At 41.0% G+C, this 15,070-nt stretch carries 19 protein-coding genes; 15 read left to right on the top strand and 4 right to left on the bottom strand.

The features are described 5' to 3' along the window. The coding region (locus K8S13_RS00235) for a S16 family serine protease (RefSeq protein WP_291459592.1) at positions 1–634 on the top strand (634 nt) is incomplete at its 5' end. Positions 635–689: 55 nt separating this feature from the next. Here K8S13_RS00235 and K8S13_RS00240 read toward each other — a convergent pair. Then, positions 690–1,670: an adenosine kinase gene (locus tag K8S13_RS00240; protein ID WP_291459593.1), complete on the bottom strand. Its 981-nt coding sequence runs from the start codon at positions 1,668–1,670 to the stop codon at positions 690–692. Between the two features lie 69 nt (positions 1,671–1,739). Next, entirely contained in the window at positions 1,740–2,003 is a 264-nt protein-coding gene (locus K8S13_RS00245; RefSeq protein WP_291459594.1) for a hypothetical protein, read from the bottom strand. Between the two features lie 179 nt (positions 2,004–2,182). Between K8S13_RS00245 and metK the strand changes: the two genes are divergently transcribed. Together metK and ahcY are read left to right on the top strand one after the other, a co-directional pair. Continuing rightward, complete coding sequence (metK, locus tag K8S13_RS00250; protein WP_291459595.1) at positions 2,183–3,355, top strand: methionine adenosyltransferase; 1,173 nt, start codon at positions 2,183–2,185, stop codon at positions 3,353–3,355. Between the two features lie 175 nt (positions 3,356–3,530). Next, entirely contained in the window at positions 3,531–4,976 is a 1,446-nt protein-coding gene (gene ahcY, locus K8S13_RS00255) for an adenosylhomocysteinase (protein WP_291459596.1), read from the top strand. A gap of 440 nt (positions 4,977–5,416) precedes the next feature. Here the strand turns inward: ahcY and K8S13_RS00260 are convergent, their stop codons facing one another. Both K8S13_RS00260 and K8S13_RS00265 read right to left on the bottom strand, forming a co-directional pair. Then, positions 5,417–5,635 (bottom strand): SelT/SelW/SelH family protein, encoded by a 219-nt coding sequence (locus K8S13_RS00260; protein ID WP_367172499.1) that lies wholly within the window; start codon positions 5,633–5,635, stop codon positions 5,417–5,419. Positions 5,636–5,740: 105 nt separating this feature from the next. After that, the gene (locus K8S13_RS00265) at positions 5,741–6,403 is read right to left on the bottom strand and encodes a small multi-drug export protein (RefSeq protein ID WP_291459597.1); all 663 of its coding nucleotides are present in this window, start codon (positions 6,401–6,403) and stop codon (positions 5,741–5,743) included. Positions 6,404–6,637: 234 nt separating this feature from the next. On the opposite strand from K8S13_RS00265, the gene K8S13_RS00270 reads away from it, so the two are divergent. From K8S13_RS00270 to K8S13_RS00325, 12 genes are all read left to right on the top strand, one after another. Further along, positions 6,638–7,372: a DUF1538 domain-containing protein gene (locus tag K8S13_RS00270; RefSeq protein WP_291459598.1), complete on the top strand. Its 735-nt coding sequence runs from the start codon at positions 6,638–6,640 to the stop codon at positions 7,370–7,372. A 17-nt stretch (positions 7,373–7,389) separates the two neighbouring features. Then, positions 7,390–8,184 carry a DUF1538 domain-containing protein gene (locus K8S13_RS00275; RefSeq protein ID WP_291459599.1) on the top strand — a complete coding sequence of 265 codons (795 nt, stop codon included), beginning with the start codon at positions 7,390–7,392 and terminating at the stop codon, positions 8,182–8,184. Further along, a complete protein-coding gene (locus K8S13_RS00280) occupies positions 8,174–8,521 on the top strand; it encodes a P-II family nitrogen regulator (protein WP_291459600.1) in 348 nt (115 codons plus the stop codon). Before K8S13_RS00275 ends, K8S13_RS00280 begins: the two co-directional genes overlap by 11 nt. Positions 8,522–8,554: 33 nt before the next feature. Next, positions 8,555–8,959 (top strand): CBS domain-containing protein, encoded by a 405-nt coding sequence (locus K8S13_RS00285; RefSeq protein WP_291459601.1) that lies wholly within the window; start codon positions 8,555–8,557, stop codon positions 8,957–8,959. Between the two features lie 201 nt (positions 8,960–9,160). Then, positions 9,161–9,289, top strand: coding sequence for a hypothetical protein (locus tag K8S13_RS00290; RefSeq protein WP_291459602.1), 129 nt, complete (start codon positions 9,161–9,163; stop codon positions 9,287–9,289). Between the two features lie 147 nt (positions 9,290–9,436). Beyond that, positions 9,437–9,775 carry a cytochrome c3 family protein gene (locus tag K8S13_RS00295; RefSeq protein ID WP_291459603.1) on the top strand — a complete coding sequence of 113 codons (339 nt, stop codon included), beginning with the start codon at positions 9,437–9,439 and terminating at the stop codon, positions 9,773–9,775. Positions 9,776–9,834: 59 nt separating this feature from the next. After that, positions 9,835–10,947: a CHASE domain-containing protein gene (locus K8S13_RS00300; protein ID WP_291459604.1), complete on the top strand. Its 1,113-nt coding sequence runs from the start codon at positions 9,835–9,837 to the stop codon at positions 10,945–10,947. A gap of 178 nt (positions 10,948–11,125) precedes the next feature. Beyond that, a complete protein-coding gene (locus K8S13_RS00305) occupies positions 11,126–13,066 on the top strand; it encodes an ATP-binding protein (RefSeq protein WP_291459605.1) in 1,941 nt (646 codons plus the stop codon). Positions 13,067–13,221: 155 nt separating this feature from the next. Further along, complete coding sequence (locus K8S13_RS00310) at positions 13,222–13,764, top strand: PadR family transcriptional regulator (RefSeq protein WP_291459606.1); 543 nt, start codon at positions 13,222–13,224, stop codon at positions 13,762–13,764. A gap of 55 nt (positions 13,765–13,819) precedes the next feature. Then, entirely contained in the window at positions 13,820–14,065 is a 246-nt protein-coding gene (locus K8S13_RS00315) for a hypothetical protein (protein ID WP_291459607.1), read from the top strand. Beyond that, complete coding sequence (locus K8S13_RS25505; protein ID WP_367172500.1) at positions 13,983–14,186, top strand: MBL fold metallo-hydrolase; 204 nt, start codon at positions 13,983–13,985, stop codon at positions 14,184–14,186. Before K8S13_RS00315 ends, K8S13_RS25505 begins: the two co-directional genes overlap by 83 nt. Further along, on the top strand, positions 14,179–15,070 hold an 892-nt coding region (locus tag K8S13_RS00325), incomplete at its 3' end, for an ATP-binding protein (RefSeq protein ID WP_291459609.1). The genes K8S13_RS25505 and K8S13_RS00325, both read left to right, overlap by 8 nt.

Consider the following 15,070-nt stretch of genomic DNA (forward strand, 5'->3'; position numbering starts at 1 on the left):
AAAGAAAAAGAAAATCAGGATCAATATTAAATCCCTGGAAGATTACCTGGGGCCACCAATTTTCAAAGATGAAAAACAAATGTCAGGTGTTGGCATAGTAACCGGCCTTGCCTGGACCCAGCTTGGCGGGGCAACTCTCCCCATTGAGGCCTTACGGGTCCATGAGAAAAATCCGGGATTTAAGCTGACAGGAAAACTCGGGGAAGTGATGCAGGAGTCTGCCGCCATTGCCTACAGCCATGTGAGAGCAAATCTTGCATCTTTTAAAATCGATAAAGAATATTTTGATAATGCCTTTATCCATATCCATGTGCCGGAAGGAGCAACCCCAAAGGACGGCCCAAGTGCCGGGGTCACTATTACAACAGCGTTGGTTTCCCTTGCGATTGGAAAGGCAATTGACCGTCCCCTTGCCATGACCGGAGAGATTACTTTGACGGGTGAAGTTCTTACTGTCGGTGGTATTAAGGAAAAAATTATTGCTGCCAGACGATCCGGTATTAAAGAGATTATCCTGCCCCAGGGGTGCATGCCTGATTTTAAAAAACTTCCAGAGCATATTAAAGACGGCATCAAGTTTTATTTTGCTAAAAAATATAAAGATGTGTTTAATATCGTATTTAATAGTCCCTAAGGCGGTTGTCGTTTTTTAAAAGGCTACAAAGCGTATTATTTCAGGTGCTTTGATTTTATATCAGCTTTTTTATCCTTGACCAGGCCTCTTCGGATAGCTGTGCCCCCATGACCTGACAAACTTCATAACCGCAGGCAGAGGCTACCTGACCGCTTTTTTCAATGGAAAATCCATGGGCAATTCCAAAAAGGAACCCGGCGGCCCAGAGATCTCCTGCCCCGGTGGTATCTTTTGGGACAGTTCCTGATTGAGCTTTAATTTTTGTGATATTATTATTGTATGAGACATAACTGCCTCTTTTTCCAATTTTCAGGACAGCATATGTGACATATTGAGACATTTTTTTAATGGCTTTTTTTTCATCATCATATCCGGTATATGCCTCGGCTTCATCTTCATTGGCAATAAGGATGTCAACATAATCTTTTATAATGTCTTCAAGAATATCTTTGGAGGCATTGACCACTTCAAAACTTGCAAGATCAAGAGCGATAAGAGATCCTGCAGCTCTGGCAGCCTTTAGTGCAGCCATCATTAACTCTTTGTTGAATAAGAGATATCCTTCAATCATGGTAATGGCGGTCTCTTTAAATATATCAGAAGTGATTAATTCAGGATCAAGCTCTGTGGATGCACCAAGAAAAGTGAACATGGATCGCTGGGCATCCGGTGTGATAACAGATAGAACTCTACCCGTTGGAGAGTCGGAGATTGAAACAACGGGTTCAACATTGCATTTAATAATTTGTTTTTCAAACCTCTCACCATACGCATCATTCCCCCGCCTGCCGATGAATCTGGCATCACCGCCAAGACTGCCGACACCGACGATTGTATTGCATGCAGCACCGCCGGGAACAACAACAGGCGTTTGGTCTGATTTAGATAAAATTGCATTAATATCTTTGTCTTCTACAAGGGTCATCCCCCCTTTTTCTTTCCCAAAATGGGTTAAAAAAAGGTCAGATTCATTGATTAAAATATCAACAAGTGCAGAACCAATCCCTGTAACTCTTGTTATTTTGTTTTTCAGCATGTTTTTCTCCAAGGCACTATTTAGTTAACATGGATTTTGGGTAAAATCCAATTTCAATATATCCATGGTTTATTTCTGGTCCTCATCAGGTGTGGCCCAAATGATATGTTTTTTGTTGACAAAGAGAGTACGATGCCTTAGAAGATTTTCTAATTCATCTTCGTGTGTAGTGGCATTGAAGACAACCAGAAATGGCTCTTTATTTGTTGCTATGAGATCAGACAGACGGTCATGCCCTGGCTCCCGATTAATGTTTACCTGGCCGTTAATTTTGCTTCCATCAATAAGTTTAATATGGATTGTACGAATATCCATTTCTCTTAGTTTAGCCATTGATCGCCTCCATGTTGATAATAAAAGAATGATTAAAAATTACTAAGGGTTGGACCTGATGTCAACAGGAATGATGGGATATGATTGACAAAAAGAAAATAAATACTTATTAATTATAGTTTTAAAATAAAGTATTTGACGAATAAAATAGTCATCCTAAAATATAAAAGGAGTTTGTAATGTCAGAAAAACAATCTTTCATGTTTACATCTGAGTCTGTAACAGAAGGTCATCCTGATAAAGTGGCAGATGCCATATCGGACAGTATCCTTGATGCCATCATGGCTGAGGATAAAAAATGCAGGGTTGCCTGCGAGACATTGGTAACCACAGGTCTTGCAATGGTGGCAGGCGAAATTACCACAGATTGCTATGTGGATATTCCCAGTGTAGTTAGAAATACAATAAAAGATATTGGATATAATTCCTCAAACATGGGTTTTGACTGGCAGACATGCTCGGTTATTACCAGTATTGATCAACAATCAATTGATATTGCCCAGGGTGTTGATGAAGGTGAAGGCCTTTACAAGGAGCAGGGCGCAGGTGATCAGGGTTCGATGTTTGGGTTTGCAACCAACGAAACCCCGGAGCTGATGCCCATGCCGCTCATTTATGCCCATAAGCTGGCCAAACGGTTGACCCAGGTTAGAAAAAACGGTGCCCTTGATTTTTTAAGACCGGATGGAAAATCCCAGGTCACCATTGAATATGTCAATGGCCGGCCCAAAAGAGTGGATACGGTTGTTGTTTCAAGCCAGCATTCTCCTGATGTGTCTTATGGGGATTTGAAATCTGCCATTATAAAGGAAGTCATTAAAAAGGTGATTCCCGAAGAGATGATAGACGGTGATACAAAATTTTTTGTTAATCCCACAGGGCGGTTCGTTGTGGGGGGCCCCATGGGAGATTGCGGTGTTACCGGCAGAAAGATTATTGTGGATACCTATGGTGGACAGGGCAGTCATGGCGGCGGTTGTTTTTCCGGAAAAGATCCTTCAAAAGTCGACCGAAGTGCGTCATATATGGGAAGATATGTGGCAAAGAATCTTGTTGCATCAGGGATTGCAGATAAATGTGAGATTCAGATAGCTTATGCAATCGGTGTTGCCGAGCCTGTTTCCTTTTTTGTTGATTTTATGGGAACCGGAAAAATACCCGAATCCAAAGCGGTTGAAATTGTCAAAAATATATTTGATTTAAGGCCTGCTGCGATCATCGATACCCTTGATCTTCTACGCCCGATTTACAGGAAAACATCCGCATATGGACATTTTGGAAGAAAAGACCCTGATTTTTACTGGGAAAGAACAGACAAAGCAGATCAAATAAAGGATATGGCCGGTTTATAGTCCATTTTCTGAAGGTTTTTAGTTTTTTAAAAAAGTCGATACAACTTAAAATTTTAAGTTGTATCGACTTTTTTTATTGACATTAATAACAGATACTTGTATTTTGGATACAAAACAACATATCAACATATTTTGATATGTTTATTTAAAAATAAATTTAACAAGGAGTATTAGAATGCTACAACCAATTAAAGATCCTTCTTACATTGATCTTGATCTTAGCCTGAAATATAAAATTAAGGATATTGCCCTTGCAGAAGAGGGACATAAAGATATGCAGCTTTCCGAAAAAGAGATGCCGGGGCTGATGGCCATCAGGAAAAAATATGGTTCTGAAAAGCCCTTTAAGGGTTTGAAAATCATGGGCAGTCTTCATATGACCATCCAGACGGCCATGCTTATTGATACCCTTTATGAGCTGGGGGCTGATATCCGGTGGGCAACCTGTAATATTTTTTCCACCCAGGATCATGCAGCAGCAGCCATTGCACAAAAAGGATCTGCAGCGGTATTTGCATGGAAAGGTGAAACCCTTGAGGAATTCTGGTGGTGTACGGAACAGGCACTGATCTGGCCGGATGGTTCAGGACCCGATATGATTGTTGACGATGGAGGGGATGCAACCCTTTATGTTCATCAAGGCGTTAAAATGGAAAAAGATCCTTCTTTGCTTGATATTAAAACCAATAGTCTCGATGAAAAATGCCTGGTGGACAGGTTAAGGGTAAGTGTTAGGGAAGATCCAAAAAAATGGACCACTATTGCCAAAAAGATCCGAGGGGTTTCAGAAGAGACAACAACCGGTGTTCACAGGCTGTATCAGCTTGCTGAAAAAAATGAGCTGCTTTTCCCGGCCATCAATGTCAATGATTCCGTGACCAAATCCATATTTGATAATCTTTACGGATGTCGGGAATCCCTTGCAGACGGGATCAAAAGAGCAACCGATATCATGCTTGCAGGTAAAACTGTTATTGTGGCCGGATATGGTGATGTGGGTAAAGGGTGTGCCGCATCCATGAAAGGGTATGGTGCCATTGTATGGGTCACTGAAATTGATCCGATTTGCGCCCTCCAGGCCGCCATGGAAGGCTTTAGGGTGGTGACAATGGAAGAGGCCGTTCCCCATGGAGATATTTTTGTGACAGCAACCGGGAATTACCATGTTATTAAAGGCGAACACATTAAACAGATGAAGGATGAAGCCATTATCTGCAACATCGGGCATTTTGATAATGAAATAGAAATGAGTTATCTGGATAATAATCCAAAGGCTGAAAAAATTAATATTAAGCCCCAGGTGGATAAGTGGATATTAGAATCCGGCCGGTCCGTTATCGTTCTTGCTGAAGGAAGACTTGTGAATTTAGGCTGTGCAACCGGACACCCAAGCTTTGTGATGAGCAATAGTTTTTCAAACCAGACCCTGGCCCAGATTAAACTGGCCAAAGAAGATCTTGAAATCAAGGTCTATACTCTGCCCAAGGAACTTGATGAAGAAGTCGCAAGATTTCATTTGAAAAATCTTTCCGTAACCCTGACCAGGATGACCCAGGAGCAGTCAGATTATCTTGGAATTCCCATCAATGGGCCGTTCAAACCAGAGATTTACAAGTATTAATTGTTTTTCTTTGCCTTGTGGGTAAAGGGCAGTACCTTTCGCCCACAGGCAGATCATTAAAGGCTTGTTTTAAATGGTTTAAAATTTTGAACTCGCTATTCTTATTTGCTTATCCAATTATTTCAGTATGTTGTAATTTCGTCGAAAAATGAAAACGCATAATGGTTCAAGATTTTGAACTTTTAATGCCCGGGAAAGCAAATGATATCTTTGTAATTTTTATAAAGCAAAAGAAATAATTTATTGAAATGATCGATTAACAGGCGTTTCGTGGTTTGATGTAATTTAATTGAAGGGAATGGCACGGGAATTGCTTTACAAATATTTAAGAAAGATTAATTTTTTCATCTTTTTTTCCTTTTCTGAAAAAGGCTGCTTCCAAAAAAAGCAGCCTTTTTCAGTTTTAATTCCAGGTAAAAGTGCCAAATCAATATCAGCGTCTATTCTTTTATCAGTTTGATGATTTCATCGTTATCCGGGAATCGTTTTGTCTGATGTTTTGAAAAAATGGTCTTTTCATCCACAATAATGTCGTAGATACCCTTGGAACCCGGGATCAATTGAGGGGATATACCGAATTCCTTTTTTATCATTTCCGCCAGACCGGCAGCCCTTGGTTCATAGTTTCAGACTGAACAATAATTTATTTTTATATCCATGTGATTTCCTTTCATCTGTTTTATGTGGTTCAAGTGTAGCAGTTAAAATAAAAATGTTCAAATCAGATGTTTGAAAAAAAATATTGTGAAACAGGAACTTGATTCCTATTTGTTCCTTTTATCTTTATTGTCGGCGATAAATTTTTTTATTTTTTTTAGATAGGGAATCAATACAATAATGACAATGGCAGCAAACAGATACTGGATCATGTGAAAGCGCTGCTCTAAAAAATCAAAGCAGTAAAACCAGATAATGATGGCGGTCAGGGTGCCCAGAAACGTGGCGGAAAAATTTCTGAACAGGCTTAACCTGAGCATGTATCCGATAATAGATCCCACTACAGGTCCGGTCACCGGGAGGGGAGCCATAACAAAGAGAAAAATGCCGATCCATCCAAATGGTTTTATTTTGTCTTTTTGTTCAAGTGCTTTTCCAGTTAGCCGGGCCATGAGTTTTATCAGCCATTCGTTTCTTAGATAATTGGTGGTGCTTAGCACAAATCCGGCATAGGTGAAACAGACAATGAGCACCTCAATATATAAATTATATAAAATGGTAGGAAAGGCACCGAATCCATTGAGAATACACAGGCCAATGCCGGCAGCCCGACCGCCAACGGTATGGGCAACAAGAACAAGAATAAGAATTTTGGCTATTTGAATTTCAATTATAGCATAGGATATGCTAAAAACCATGAGCAGAGCACTTAAAAAAAAACCGCTTAACAGCAGTCTGCCCTCAATGGTATTTATTAGGGTATGTTTCATATAAATTTTATCATCTTAAGGTTGTCATTTCAGCCCAAAATTTATAGAGCAAGATGGGAAAATTGTCAAGAAATTGTTTGGTCACCGGATTAGCTTGACAAAAATTAACTTCCTATTTATTGTAAATTTTTAATGCTGGGTTTAACATTTTTGGTGGGGCTTTTCCCATATCAAGGCAATGCTTGCCAAAACCAATATTAGTGTCATGATATTTTATAAAACTAAGAGAATGCAATGATCACCTCCATAATTTTAAAAAAACTTAAGAGTGCTTTTACTGATCTGCTTCCCATTATTCTGGTGATCGCTTTTTTTCAGATTTTTGTCTTAAAACAGCCTTTGCCGCAAATGGGAGAAGTCCTTTTTGGCGCTCTTCTTGTGGTGGCCGGTCTCACCCTGTTTGTTCAGGGATTGGAAATGGGTCTGTTTCCCATTGGTGAGGCAATGGCCCAGGCCTTGGCCAGGAAGGGCAGTCTCTTCTGGCTTCTTAGCTTTGCCTTTGCCCTGGGGTTCTCAACCACTGTGGCAGAGCCTGCACTTATAGCAGTGGCTTCGGAAGCAGCAAAGATTGCCGGTCAGGGGGGACTTATTGACCCGAGCCCGGAGTCGCTTAAGCAATATGCCTTTGGGCTTCGCATGTCTGTTGCTTTTTCCGTAGGACTTGCCATTCTTATCGGTGTCATGCGTATCATCCGGGGTTGGCCCATTCATTATCTGATCATTGGCGGTTATGTTATTGTTATGCTGATGACCATCATTGCTCCCAAAGAGATCATTGGGATAGCGTATGATGCTGGTGGCGTCACTACATCCACCATCACTGTACCCCTGGTGGCGGCTTTGGGTGTAGGGTTGGCTTCATCCATCAGAGGTCGAAGCCCTCTTGTGGATGGTTTTGGCCTGATAGCCTTTGCTTCTTTGCTCCCTATGATCTTTGTCATGGGGTATGGACTTATAATTTTTGGATAACAAGGAATTTTGTCTTCGTGGAATTTATATATGATTTCAGTAAAATATTGCTTGCCACCTGCAAAGATGTGCTGCCGATCATTATTCTTATTACTGTTTTCCAGCTCCTGGTCCTGCGCCAGCCAATTCCCCACCTGCGTCGTGTCGTTATCGGTGGTGTTTATGTCGTCATTGGTCTTGCCCTGTTTCTGGCAGGACTTGAAAAAGCACTTTTCCCCCTGGGGAAAATTATGGCTGCCCAGCTTTCTGATCCCGTCTTTATTTATGGGACAGAGAAAGTTGTTGCCATTGCTGACTGGAAGGCCTATGGCTGGGTCTATCTTTTTGCAGCCATGATTGGTTTTGCAACCACCATTGCCGAGCCCTCTCTTATTGCCGTGGCTTTTAAGGCCGGGGAGGTGTCAGCAGGGACGATCAAGCAATGGGGCTTAAGAATCACAGTTGCCGTGGGAGTTGCTTTTGGAATAAGTCTTGGAACATTTCGTATTGTTACCGGCACTCCACTTTATCTCTATATTCTTGTTGGCTATATGATTGTTATTGTGCAGACTCTGTTTGCCCCGAAAAGCATCATTGCTCTGGCCTATGATTCAGGCGGGGTTACTACTTCAACAGTAACAGTACCACTGGTGGCAGCACTGGGTCTTGGATTGTCTGCCACTGTACCCGGACGTAATCCTGCCCTGGACGGTTTTGGTCTTATCGCTTTTGCCAGCCTTTGTCCGATTATAACCGTTATGGGCTATGCACAGTTTATGCAATGGCTGACACAACGCAGCACAAAAATCATGGAGAAACCTAATGCGCTTTAAACTTATTTTATCCTCGGTAAAGGCAGATATCACTGATCGTATTGTTGATGCAGCAAAAGGGGCAGGAGCCACCGGGGCAACAATTATACCGGCCAGGGGGACCGGCATCAAGGAAGCGAAAACTTTTTTTGGCCTTTCCCTGGAGGCACAGACCGACATTGTCCTGTTCCTTGTGGAAGAGCATCTTGTCGTTAAAATATTGAACACTGTAAAGAAAGCAGGAGAATTCCATAAACCCGGGACCGGCATTGCCTTTGTAATTCCGGTTGAACATGTTGTGGGTCTGGAAAGCCAGATGGAAAGTTTTAAAAAAGAAGTTCGGGATAGCTATTTTTAAGTAATGGCATTTATTTTATAAAGGAAGAAAATTATGGTATCTGACAACACCTCAATCATACGGGCAAGGGACGCGATGCGTAAGGGGATTGTATCCATTGACGGCATGGCCACGGCCAGGGAGGCTGCCGCCAAAATGCGGTCTGAAAAAGTGTCATGCCTTCTTGTTAAAAAAAGGCATGCTGATGATGCCTGGGGCATACTGGTCGTTCAGGATTTCATTAAAGGGGTGATAATGCCGGGTCGCTCCCCGGAGGAGGTGCATGTCTATGAACTCATGACAAAGCCTATTATTACCGTACCGGCTGACATGGATATCCGCTATGTTGCCCGGTTGATTTACCGGGCCGGTATACGAAGAGCTTCGGTGGAGGATGGAGGGGAGCTTGTCGGTATGATTTCTCTTTCCGCGTTGATTCTTGATAATGATTTTTTTTAATGAGACAGTTTTTGAGACATGCCTTGAGACATATATGTTAATATACTGATTTTTTATATAAGTAAGTTTCCGGAATAATTGGAGTATCTAATACTTAACAAGATTAAAAATGGTGTGGCATAATTTATGCTTTACATAGGTTCTATGAGTTTTTAAGGCTGATTGGGCATAATTTTATAACCAAACATTAAGAGAAAAACTATGCAGCATGTGTTTAAAATGGATGTGTTAGACCTTGGACCTTTAAGTCTGACCGACGCGATAATGGAGACAGATGAAGGTATGAAGGCCTGTCATCAATATGCGAAGGCTCTGTCTGAAAAATTTTAAGAATAAAAACAGGGCTCGGTTCTAATTTCGGTCATTTAATCTATAGATAAATGGCCGGAGATAGAATCAAATCTGATGCTGAAACTGAGGGAGAAAACACTCGGTTTTTTATAAAAAAGAATTGGTTTTGAAAGGGGAAAAATTATAATGCATAACCGTATTGTATCATTTTGCTTGGTATTATTGATTCTATCAACTGCAATAGTTTTTGCTCACAGCCAAGGCAAAAAAGAGACTATTCTTCATGGCGGGAAAATGGGAAATATTACCTTTCCCCATCATATGCATCAGGGTATTATTAAGGACTGTATGGTTTGCCATGTGGATTTTCCCAAGGAACCCGGTGCACTTCAGACATCGAAAAAAGCCGGGATACTTAAGAAAAAACAGGTTATGAATAAGACATGTCTCAAATGCCATCGAGACAGAAAAAAAGCAGGTGAAGCATATGGGCCTGTAAAATGTTCCGGATGTCATGTTAAATAAAAATGAACATTTTGTCATATTAATATGAGGTAAAAATCAAAACACAAAAAGCCAGTATTGTGTATACATTGATTATTATGGGTTGTATTCTGGCGCTGTCTGAAACGATTTTTCGACTGGATCTGGCGCATGAGCGGAATCTTGTTTTGAAAACCCTTTTTACTACCGGCAGTGTTATTACTCAGCAGATCCAGCAGAACATGGACAATGGGATATTTACCACCGATATCCTTCATGTTTTTCTTTCTACATCTGAATTTAATCCGGATCAATTTAATACCTGGGGTGAAAATATCATGCGAACCAATCCCAATGTCAGCGCAGTTCAACTGGCTCCCGGCGGGGTGGTTCAATATATTTATCCTTTGGCGGGAAATGAAGGAGCCATGGGGCATGATCTGCTCAAGGACCACCGGCGGGATGACGGTGCCCTGCGGACCATTGAAAATAAAAGTTTGACAATTGTAGGGCCCATCCGGTTGATCCAGAACAATCGGATGGCTGTTATTGCCCGGAAACCGGTTTTCAGGCAAATATCCGGCAGGGAAGCTTTTTGGGGGTTTACCATTGTGTTGATTTATATTGAGGATCTTTTGCCGGAGTCTTTGTTTAGTTTGGAAAAACAGGGTATTTTATATCAGGTGGTCGGTCAGAATCCCGATGCAAAAATCGCTCCGGTTTTTATATCATCCAAAACCGTATCCGATCACTGGGATTATACATTGCCCATCAAAATTCCAAATGGAATGTGGCAGTTGAAGCTTTATTCACAAAAATTAATGTTGGATTATTTTTTTTCTTACCGGCTTATCGGGGTGGCGGTCGCTTTGATATTGGGTTTTTTGTTTTTCTGGCAACAGAAAAAAAACCAGGAACGATCCCTTAATATCGAAAATTTAAATACAGATTTAATTCAGGCAACCAGAGAACTCATTATTGAAAAAGAAAAGCTGCAAAAAGCCTTTGAAGAGATAAAGACATTAAAAGGGATCGTGCCTATTTGCGCCAACTGCAAAAAAATCAGGGATGACAAGGGGTATTGGAATATGTTGGAAACATATCTTGAGAGCCATTCTGAGGCACGATTCTCTCACGGAATGTGCCCTGAGTGTAATGAAAAGCTATATGGAAAAGAAGGGTGGTATATTGACATGAAAAAAAAGAAAACATAGAAAACCCCGATCACTGGTAATTACTTCTCATCATAATTTATCAATGATATCCTGAATGCTTTTTATTCCTTCACCTTCTAAAAGAGGTATTGGGGTGATTTGGCCTTGCAAAATCCATTGATTATTTACCATCCGGATGATAATATTTTGTTTTTAATTTTCAATTTTATGGATATTTATGAAGCTTTGTGGCAACATTCTGTCTTTTTTTACGAGGATTGAACACTCATTCTTAAAAAGAAATTTTAAACATCAGGATGTTGAGCCCTATTCTTTATTATATTATCGTTCCAGGATTCTTCTCTCCTTTCTTATTGTCAGCCTTTTGACCGGGTTGCTGGCCTATACCCCGGCATTTTATCTTGCGGTGACCCAAAAGCTGTGGGGTCTTTTAATTATTGATACTGCTGGATGGGGTATGACACTGATTCTGCTGCTGTCACCCACTCTTTCTTTCCGGCATCGGTCCTGTATTGCAGCCGCCATTCCGTATGTCATTGGCCTTTTCATCATTATCCATGTGGGTCCGTTAAGCGGCGGCCCCTCATGGCTGTTTGCATTTGCAGTGATTGCCGGTGTACTTTTAGGTTCAAAAGCAGCGCTGACTGCGGTTATCATTAATGCTGTCACTATCATTGTAATGGGATGGCTGGCCAGTACCGGGAAAGTCCATTTTGATTTTCCTTTTTTTCAGTCGTCAGGGGTATTAATTACTGCTGGTGCCAATTTTGTATTTTTAAATGCCGTGGTCGCTGTAGGTGTTTCTGTTTTAATTAAAAGCCTTGAGATTACAAACCTTAAAGAAAAAATCCTTGCATCCAGCCTGAAATCAGAACAGCTTAATCTGCTGGAAGCCAAAAACAGGCTTGAGCTGGAAGTTAATGAGCGCAAGCAGGCACAGAAACATCTCCAGGAAAGCCGGAAAAGATATCATACACTTTTCGAATCTGCCAGTGACGCCATCCTTATCCTCCAGAATGATTTGAAAATTATTGACTGTAATCTGAAGACGGTAAACATGTTCCAGGTGGATAAACATGCCATCATCGGATCGACACCGGAACAATTTTCTCCTGAATTTCAAGCCAATGGAGAGTCTTCTGCCAAAAAAATTCACAAATTATTAAAACTCCTTCACCAGAAAGGTTCTATCCTGTTTGAATGGTCTCATATCAAGAAAAATGGTACAATTTTTGATGTTGAAGTCAGCCTGACTCTTATTGAACTTTTAGCCAGGACCCATATCCTGGCTATTATCAGGGATATTACCCAGCGAAAATGTCTCCACGACATGATGCTCCGGAATGAAAAAATGTCTTCCATTGGCGGACTTGCTGCCGGTATGGCCCATGAAATTAACAATCCCCTTGCCGGTATTATCCAGAGTATTGACGTTGTTTTAAATCGTATAAACAAGGATAATATGGCAAATCAGGCCATTGCAAAAAAACTTGATTTTTCAATGGATCAGATGTCTGTTTATTTTGAAAAAAGAGGCATTGAACGACTTTTGTTATCTGCCAGGATAGCGGGAGATAAAGCTGCCAAAATTGTTTCAAACATGCTCTCGTTTTCATACCAGGGCCAATCCGATCTCGAACTGGTGGATATCTGCGAATTAATGGACATGACCATTGAACTGGCTCAAAATGATTATGATTTAAAGAAAAATTATGATTTCAGGCTCATAGATATTCAAAAAGAATATGAATCCAATATTCCCGGAGTCCTGTGTGAAAAAACCAAGATTCAACAGGTGTTTTTCAATCTGCTGAAAAACGGAGCCCATGCGATGACAGACCATTTAAAAACCAATGTTGGAAATCAGAAAATGATGTTTTCCCTGCGAATTAAAAAGACAGGCCCGGATATCTGCATTGAAATAGAAGATAATGGTCCCGGCATGGATGATGCTATTGCCGGACAGATTTTTGAACCCTTTTTCACAACAAAGAGGGTGGGTGTTGGAACCGGACTGGGTTTATGGGTTTCCTATTTTATTATTCATGAAAATCATAAAGGCTCCATCACCTTCGAATCCACTCCCGGTCAGGGAAGTTGTTTCAAAATTTTGTTGCCTATTACATCGAAAAACCAGTCGTCTAATGATATAAGATAGAATATACGTTATCAATCGAACCAGTCACGCCGGTGCATTGAATAAAGCCTGCCCCAGGGCTTAAGTTTTTTTTAAAAAACCCGACAGATTATTCCTTGACATCTCTATATCTGTAAGATATATTGCTATCAAATACATATCTAAGAGGGACGAGGATGAAAGAAAACAAAAGCAAGTATGCTATTATGGGCATGTTGAGTATGGGCTCTGTATCAGGCTATGACATTAAAAAAAGGTTTGAAAAAAGTCTTTCATATTTTTGGAACGAAAGCTATGGCCAAATATATCCTATTTTAAAAAAATTAGCCAAACAGGGGCTTGCTACTATATCCATCGAGAAGCAGACAGGCAAGCCGGATCGTCACGTTTATGCCTTGACCGATAAAGGGCGAAAAGTGCTGCAGGATTGGATGGTTCAACCTGTCGATCGCCAGATAGGACGTCATGAAATTCTGTTGAAACTGTTTTTCGGGCAGCATGTTTCGGTGGCGGATAACATCCGTCAGGTGGAACACTTCAGGAAACAACAGTCTCAGAATCTGGAAGAAATAAAAGCCACTGAGAAACTGCTGAAAGCCGACTATGAAGATAATCCATCTTTACCCTATTGGTTGCTGACGGTCAATTATGGGTTGCGTGTAAACAGGGCATACCTTCGATGGTGTGAGGAGACCCTGGCTGTTCTCAAGAAGATGTAACATGAAAGGGAATAGTAGACACTATAAGATATCGGTTTTATGAAGGAGGGCTAAAATGGGTATTGAAATTCATCCGATACGTTTAGGTGCTTGCAATTGTTATGTTATTAAGGATAAAGGGATCATAATGATTGATGGCGGCACTCCAAAAAAGGGAAAAAAGTTTATCAGGACTATTAAAAAAAAAATCAATAAGGCCGGAGAAAATCAGCCTGATAATACTAACGCATGGACATTGGGACCATATTGGATCAGTAAAAGATATCAAAGAAATGACAGGAGCAAGAATCGCCATGCATAAACTGGAAAAGGACTGGCTTAAAAAGTCTTTAAAGCCGTTGCCACCTGCCGTTACACGATGGGGCCATTCTTTTGCAAAAATAATTCAAAAGGTTTTAACAAGAGGAGATGACAATGAGTAAAGATGTTTATGGCAGACTCAGAGCGTTTTTAGATACAATGCCCGGCGGGTATCCAACGACCGAAACGGGTGTTGAAATCAAAATATTAAAAAAGCTCTTTAATCCCGAGGAAGCGGAAACAACAATGAATTTGACGGCAATGCCGGAAACTGTTCCTGTGATTGCAAAAAGGCTTAAAATGGACGAGAGTGAAGCATCTATGAAGCTCGAATCAATTGCCAAAAAGGGTCTCATCCTTCGCGCGCGTTTTGGGGGCGATGTTTTTTATATGGCAAACTCGTTTATTGTAGGTATTTTCGAGTTTAGCATAAACAGTATTGACCGCGAGTTCTCCGAGTTGATGGAAAAGTATATTCCGTATCTTGCAAAGTCCTGGGAAAATGTTCCTACCAAACAGCTCAGAGTTGTTCCCATTGGTTCGTCCATAGATGCAACCCAGACCGTTTCCACTTATGACAGAATCCGCGACCTGGTCAAAGACAAAGAGCTGATTTCAGTGGCTCCCTGTATCTGTGCAATGAATCAGGAGCTGCTTGGCCGTCCATGTGATCGACCCAAAGAACGGTGCATCCAGTTCGACATAGCAGCCCAGTATTATCTTGAAAACAAAATGGCCAGACAGATCAATATGGAAGAATTAATGGAACTCTTAAAAATGGGCGAGGAGAAGGCTCTGGTGATTTCTCCCACAAATGCTGAGGACATAGTAAATATTTGCATGTGTTGCGGATGTTGCTGTGAGTTTCTTGGCAGCCTGAAAAAGATGAGCCGGCCGGCGGACCAGATCCAGTCATCTTTTTTTGCACAGATTGACCAGGAACTCTGTATAATATGCGGCACTTGCGCAGATAGATGCCAGATGGAAGCCATCAAGGAGAATGATG

The sequence above is a fragment of the Desulfobacula sp. genome, from assembly GCF_021107415.1.

What these genes read in the sequence shown, in the direction of transcription:
- K8S13_RS00310 (WP_291459606.1), top strand. Translation starts at nt 13,222, where the DNA reads ATGAAAGAAAACAAAAGCAAGTATGCTATTATGGGCATGTTGAGTATG.
- K8S13_RS00315 (WP_291459607.1), top strand. Translation starts at nt 13,820, where the DNA reads ATGGGTATTGAAATTCATCCGATACGTTTAGGTGCTTGCAATTGTTAT.
- K8S13_RS00295 (WP_291459603.1), top strand. Translation starts at nt 9,437, where the DNA reads ATGCATAACCGTATTGTATCATTTTGCTTGGTATTATTGATTCTATCA.
- K8S13_RS00265 (WP_291459597.1), bottom strand. Translation starts at nt 6,403, where the DNA reads ATGAAACATACCCTAATAAATACCATTGAGGGCAGACTGCTGTTAAGC.
- K8S13_RS00290 (WP_291459602.1), top strand. Translation starts at nt 9,161, where the DNA reads ATGCAGCATGTGTTTAAAATGGATGTGTTAGACCTTGGACCTTTAAGT.
- K8S13_RS00280 (WP_291459600.1), top strand. Translation starts at nt 8,174, where the DNA reads ATGCGCTTTAAACTTATTTTATCCTCGGTAAAGGCAGATATCACTGAT.
- ahcY (WP_291459596.1), top strand. Translation starts at nt 3,531, where the DNA reads ATGCTACAACCAATTAAAGATCCTTCTTACATTGATCTTGATCTTAGC.
- K8S13_RS00245 (WP_291459594.1), bottom strand. Translation starts at nt 2,003, where the DNA reads ATGGCTAAACTAAGAGAAATGGATATTCGTACAATCCATATTAAACTT.
- K8S13_RS00305 (WP_291459605.1), top strand. Translation starts at nt 11,126, where the DNA reads ATGAAGCTTTGTGGCAACATTCTGTCTTTTTTTACGAGGATTGAACAC.
- K8S13_RS00240 (WP_291459593.1), bottom strand. Translation starts at nt 1,670, where the DNA reads ATGCTGAAAAACAAAATAACAAGAGTTACAGGGATTGGTTCTGCACTT.
- metK (WP_291459595.1), top strand. Translation starts at nt 2,183, where the DNA reads ATGTCAGAAAAACAATCTTTCATGTTTACATCTGAGTCTGTAACAGAA.
- K8S13_RS00285 (WP_291459601.1), top strand. Translation starts at nt 8,555, where the DNA reads ATGGTATCTGACAACACCTCAATCATACGGGCAAGGGACGCGATGCGT.
- K8S13_RS00270 (WP_291459598.1), top strand. Translation starts at nt 6,638, where the DNA reads ATGATCACCTCCATAATTTTAAAAAAACTTAAGAGTGCTTTTACTGAT.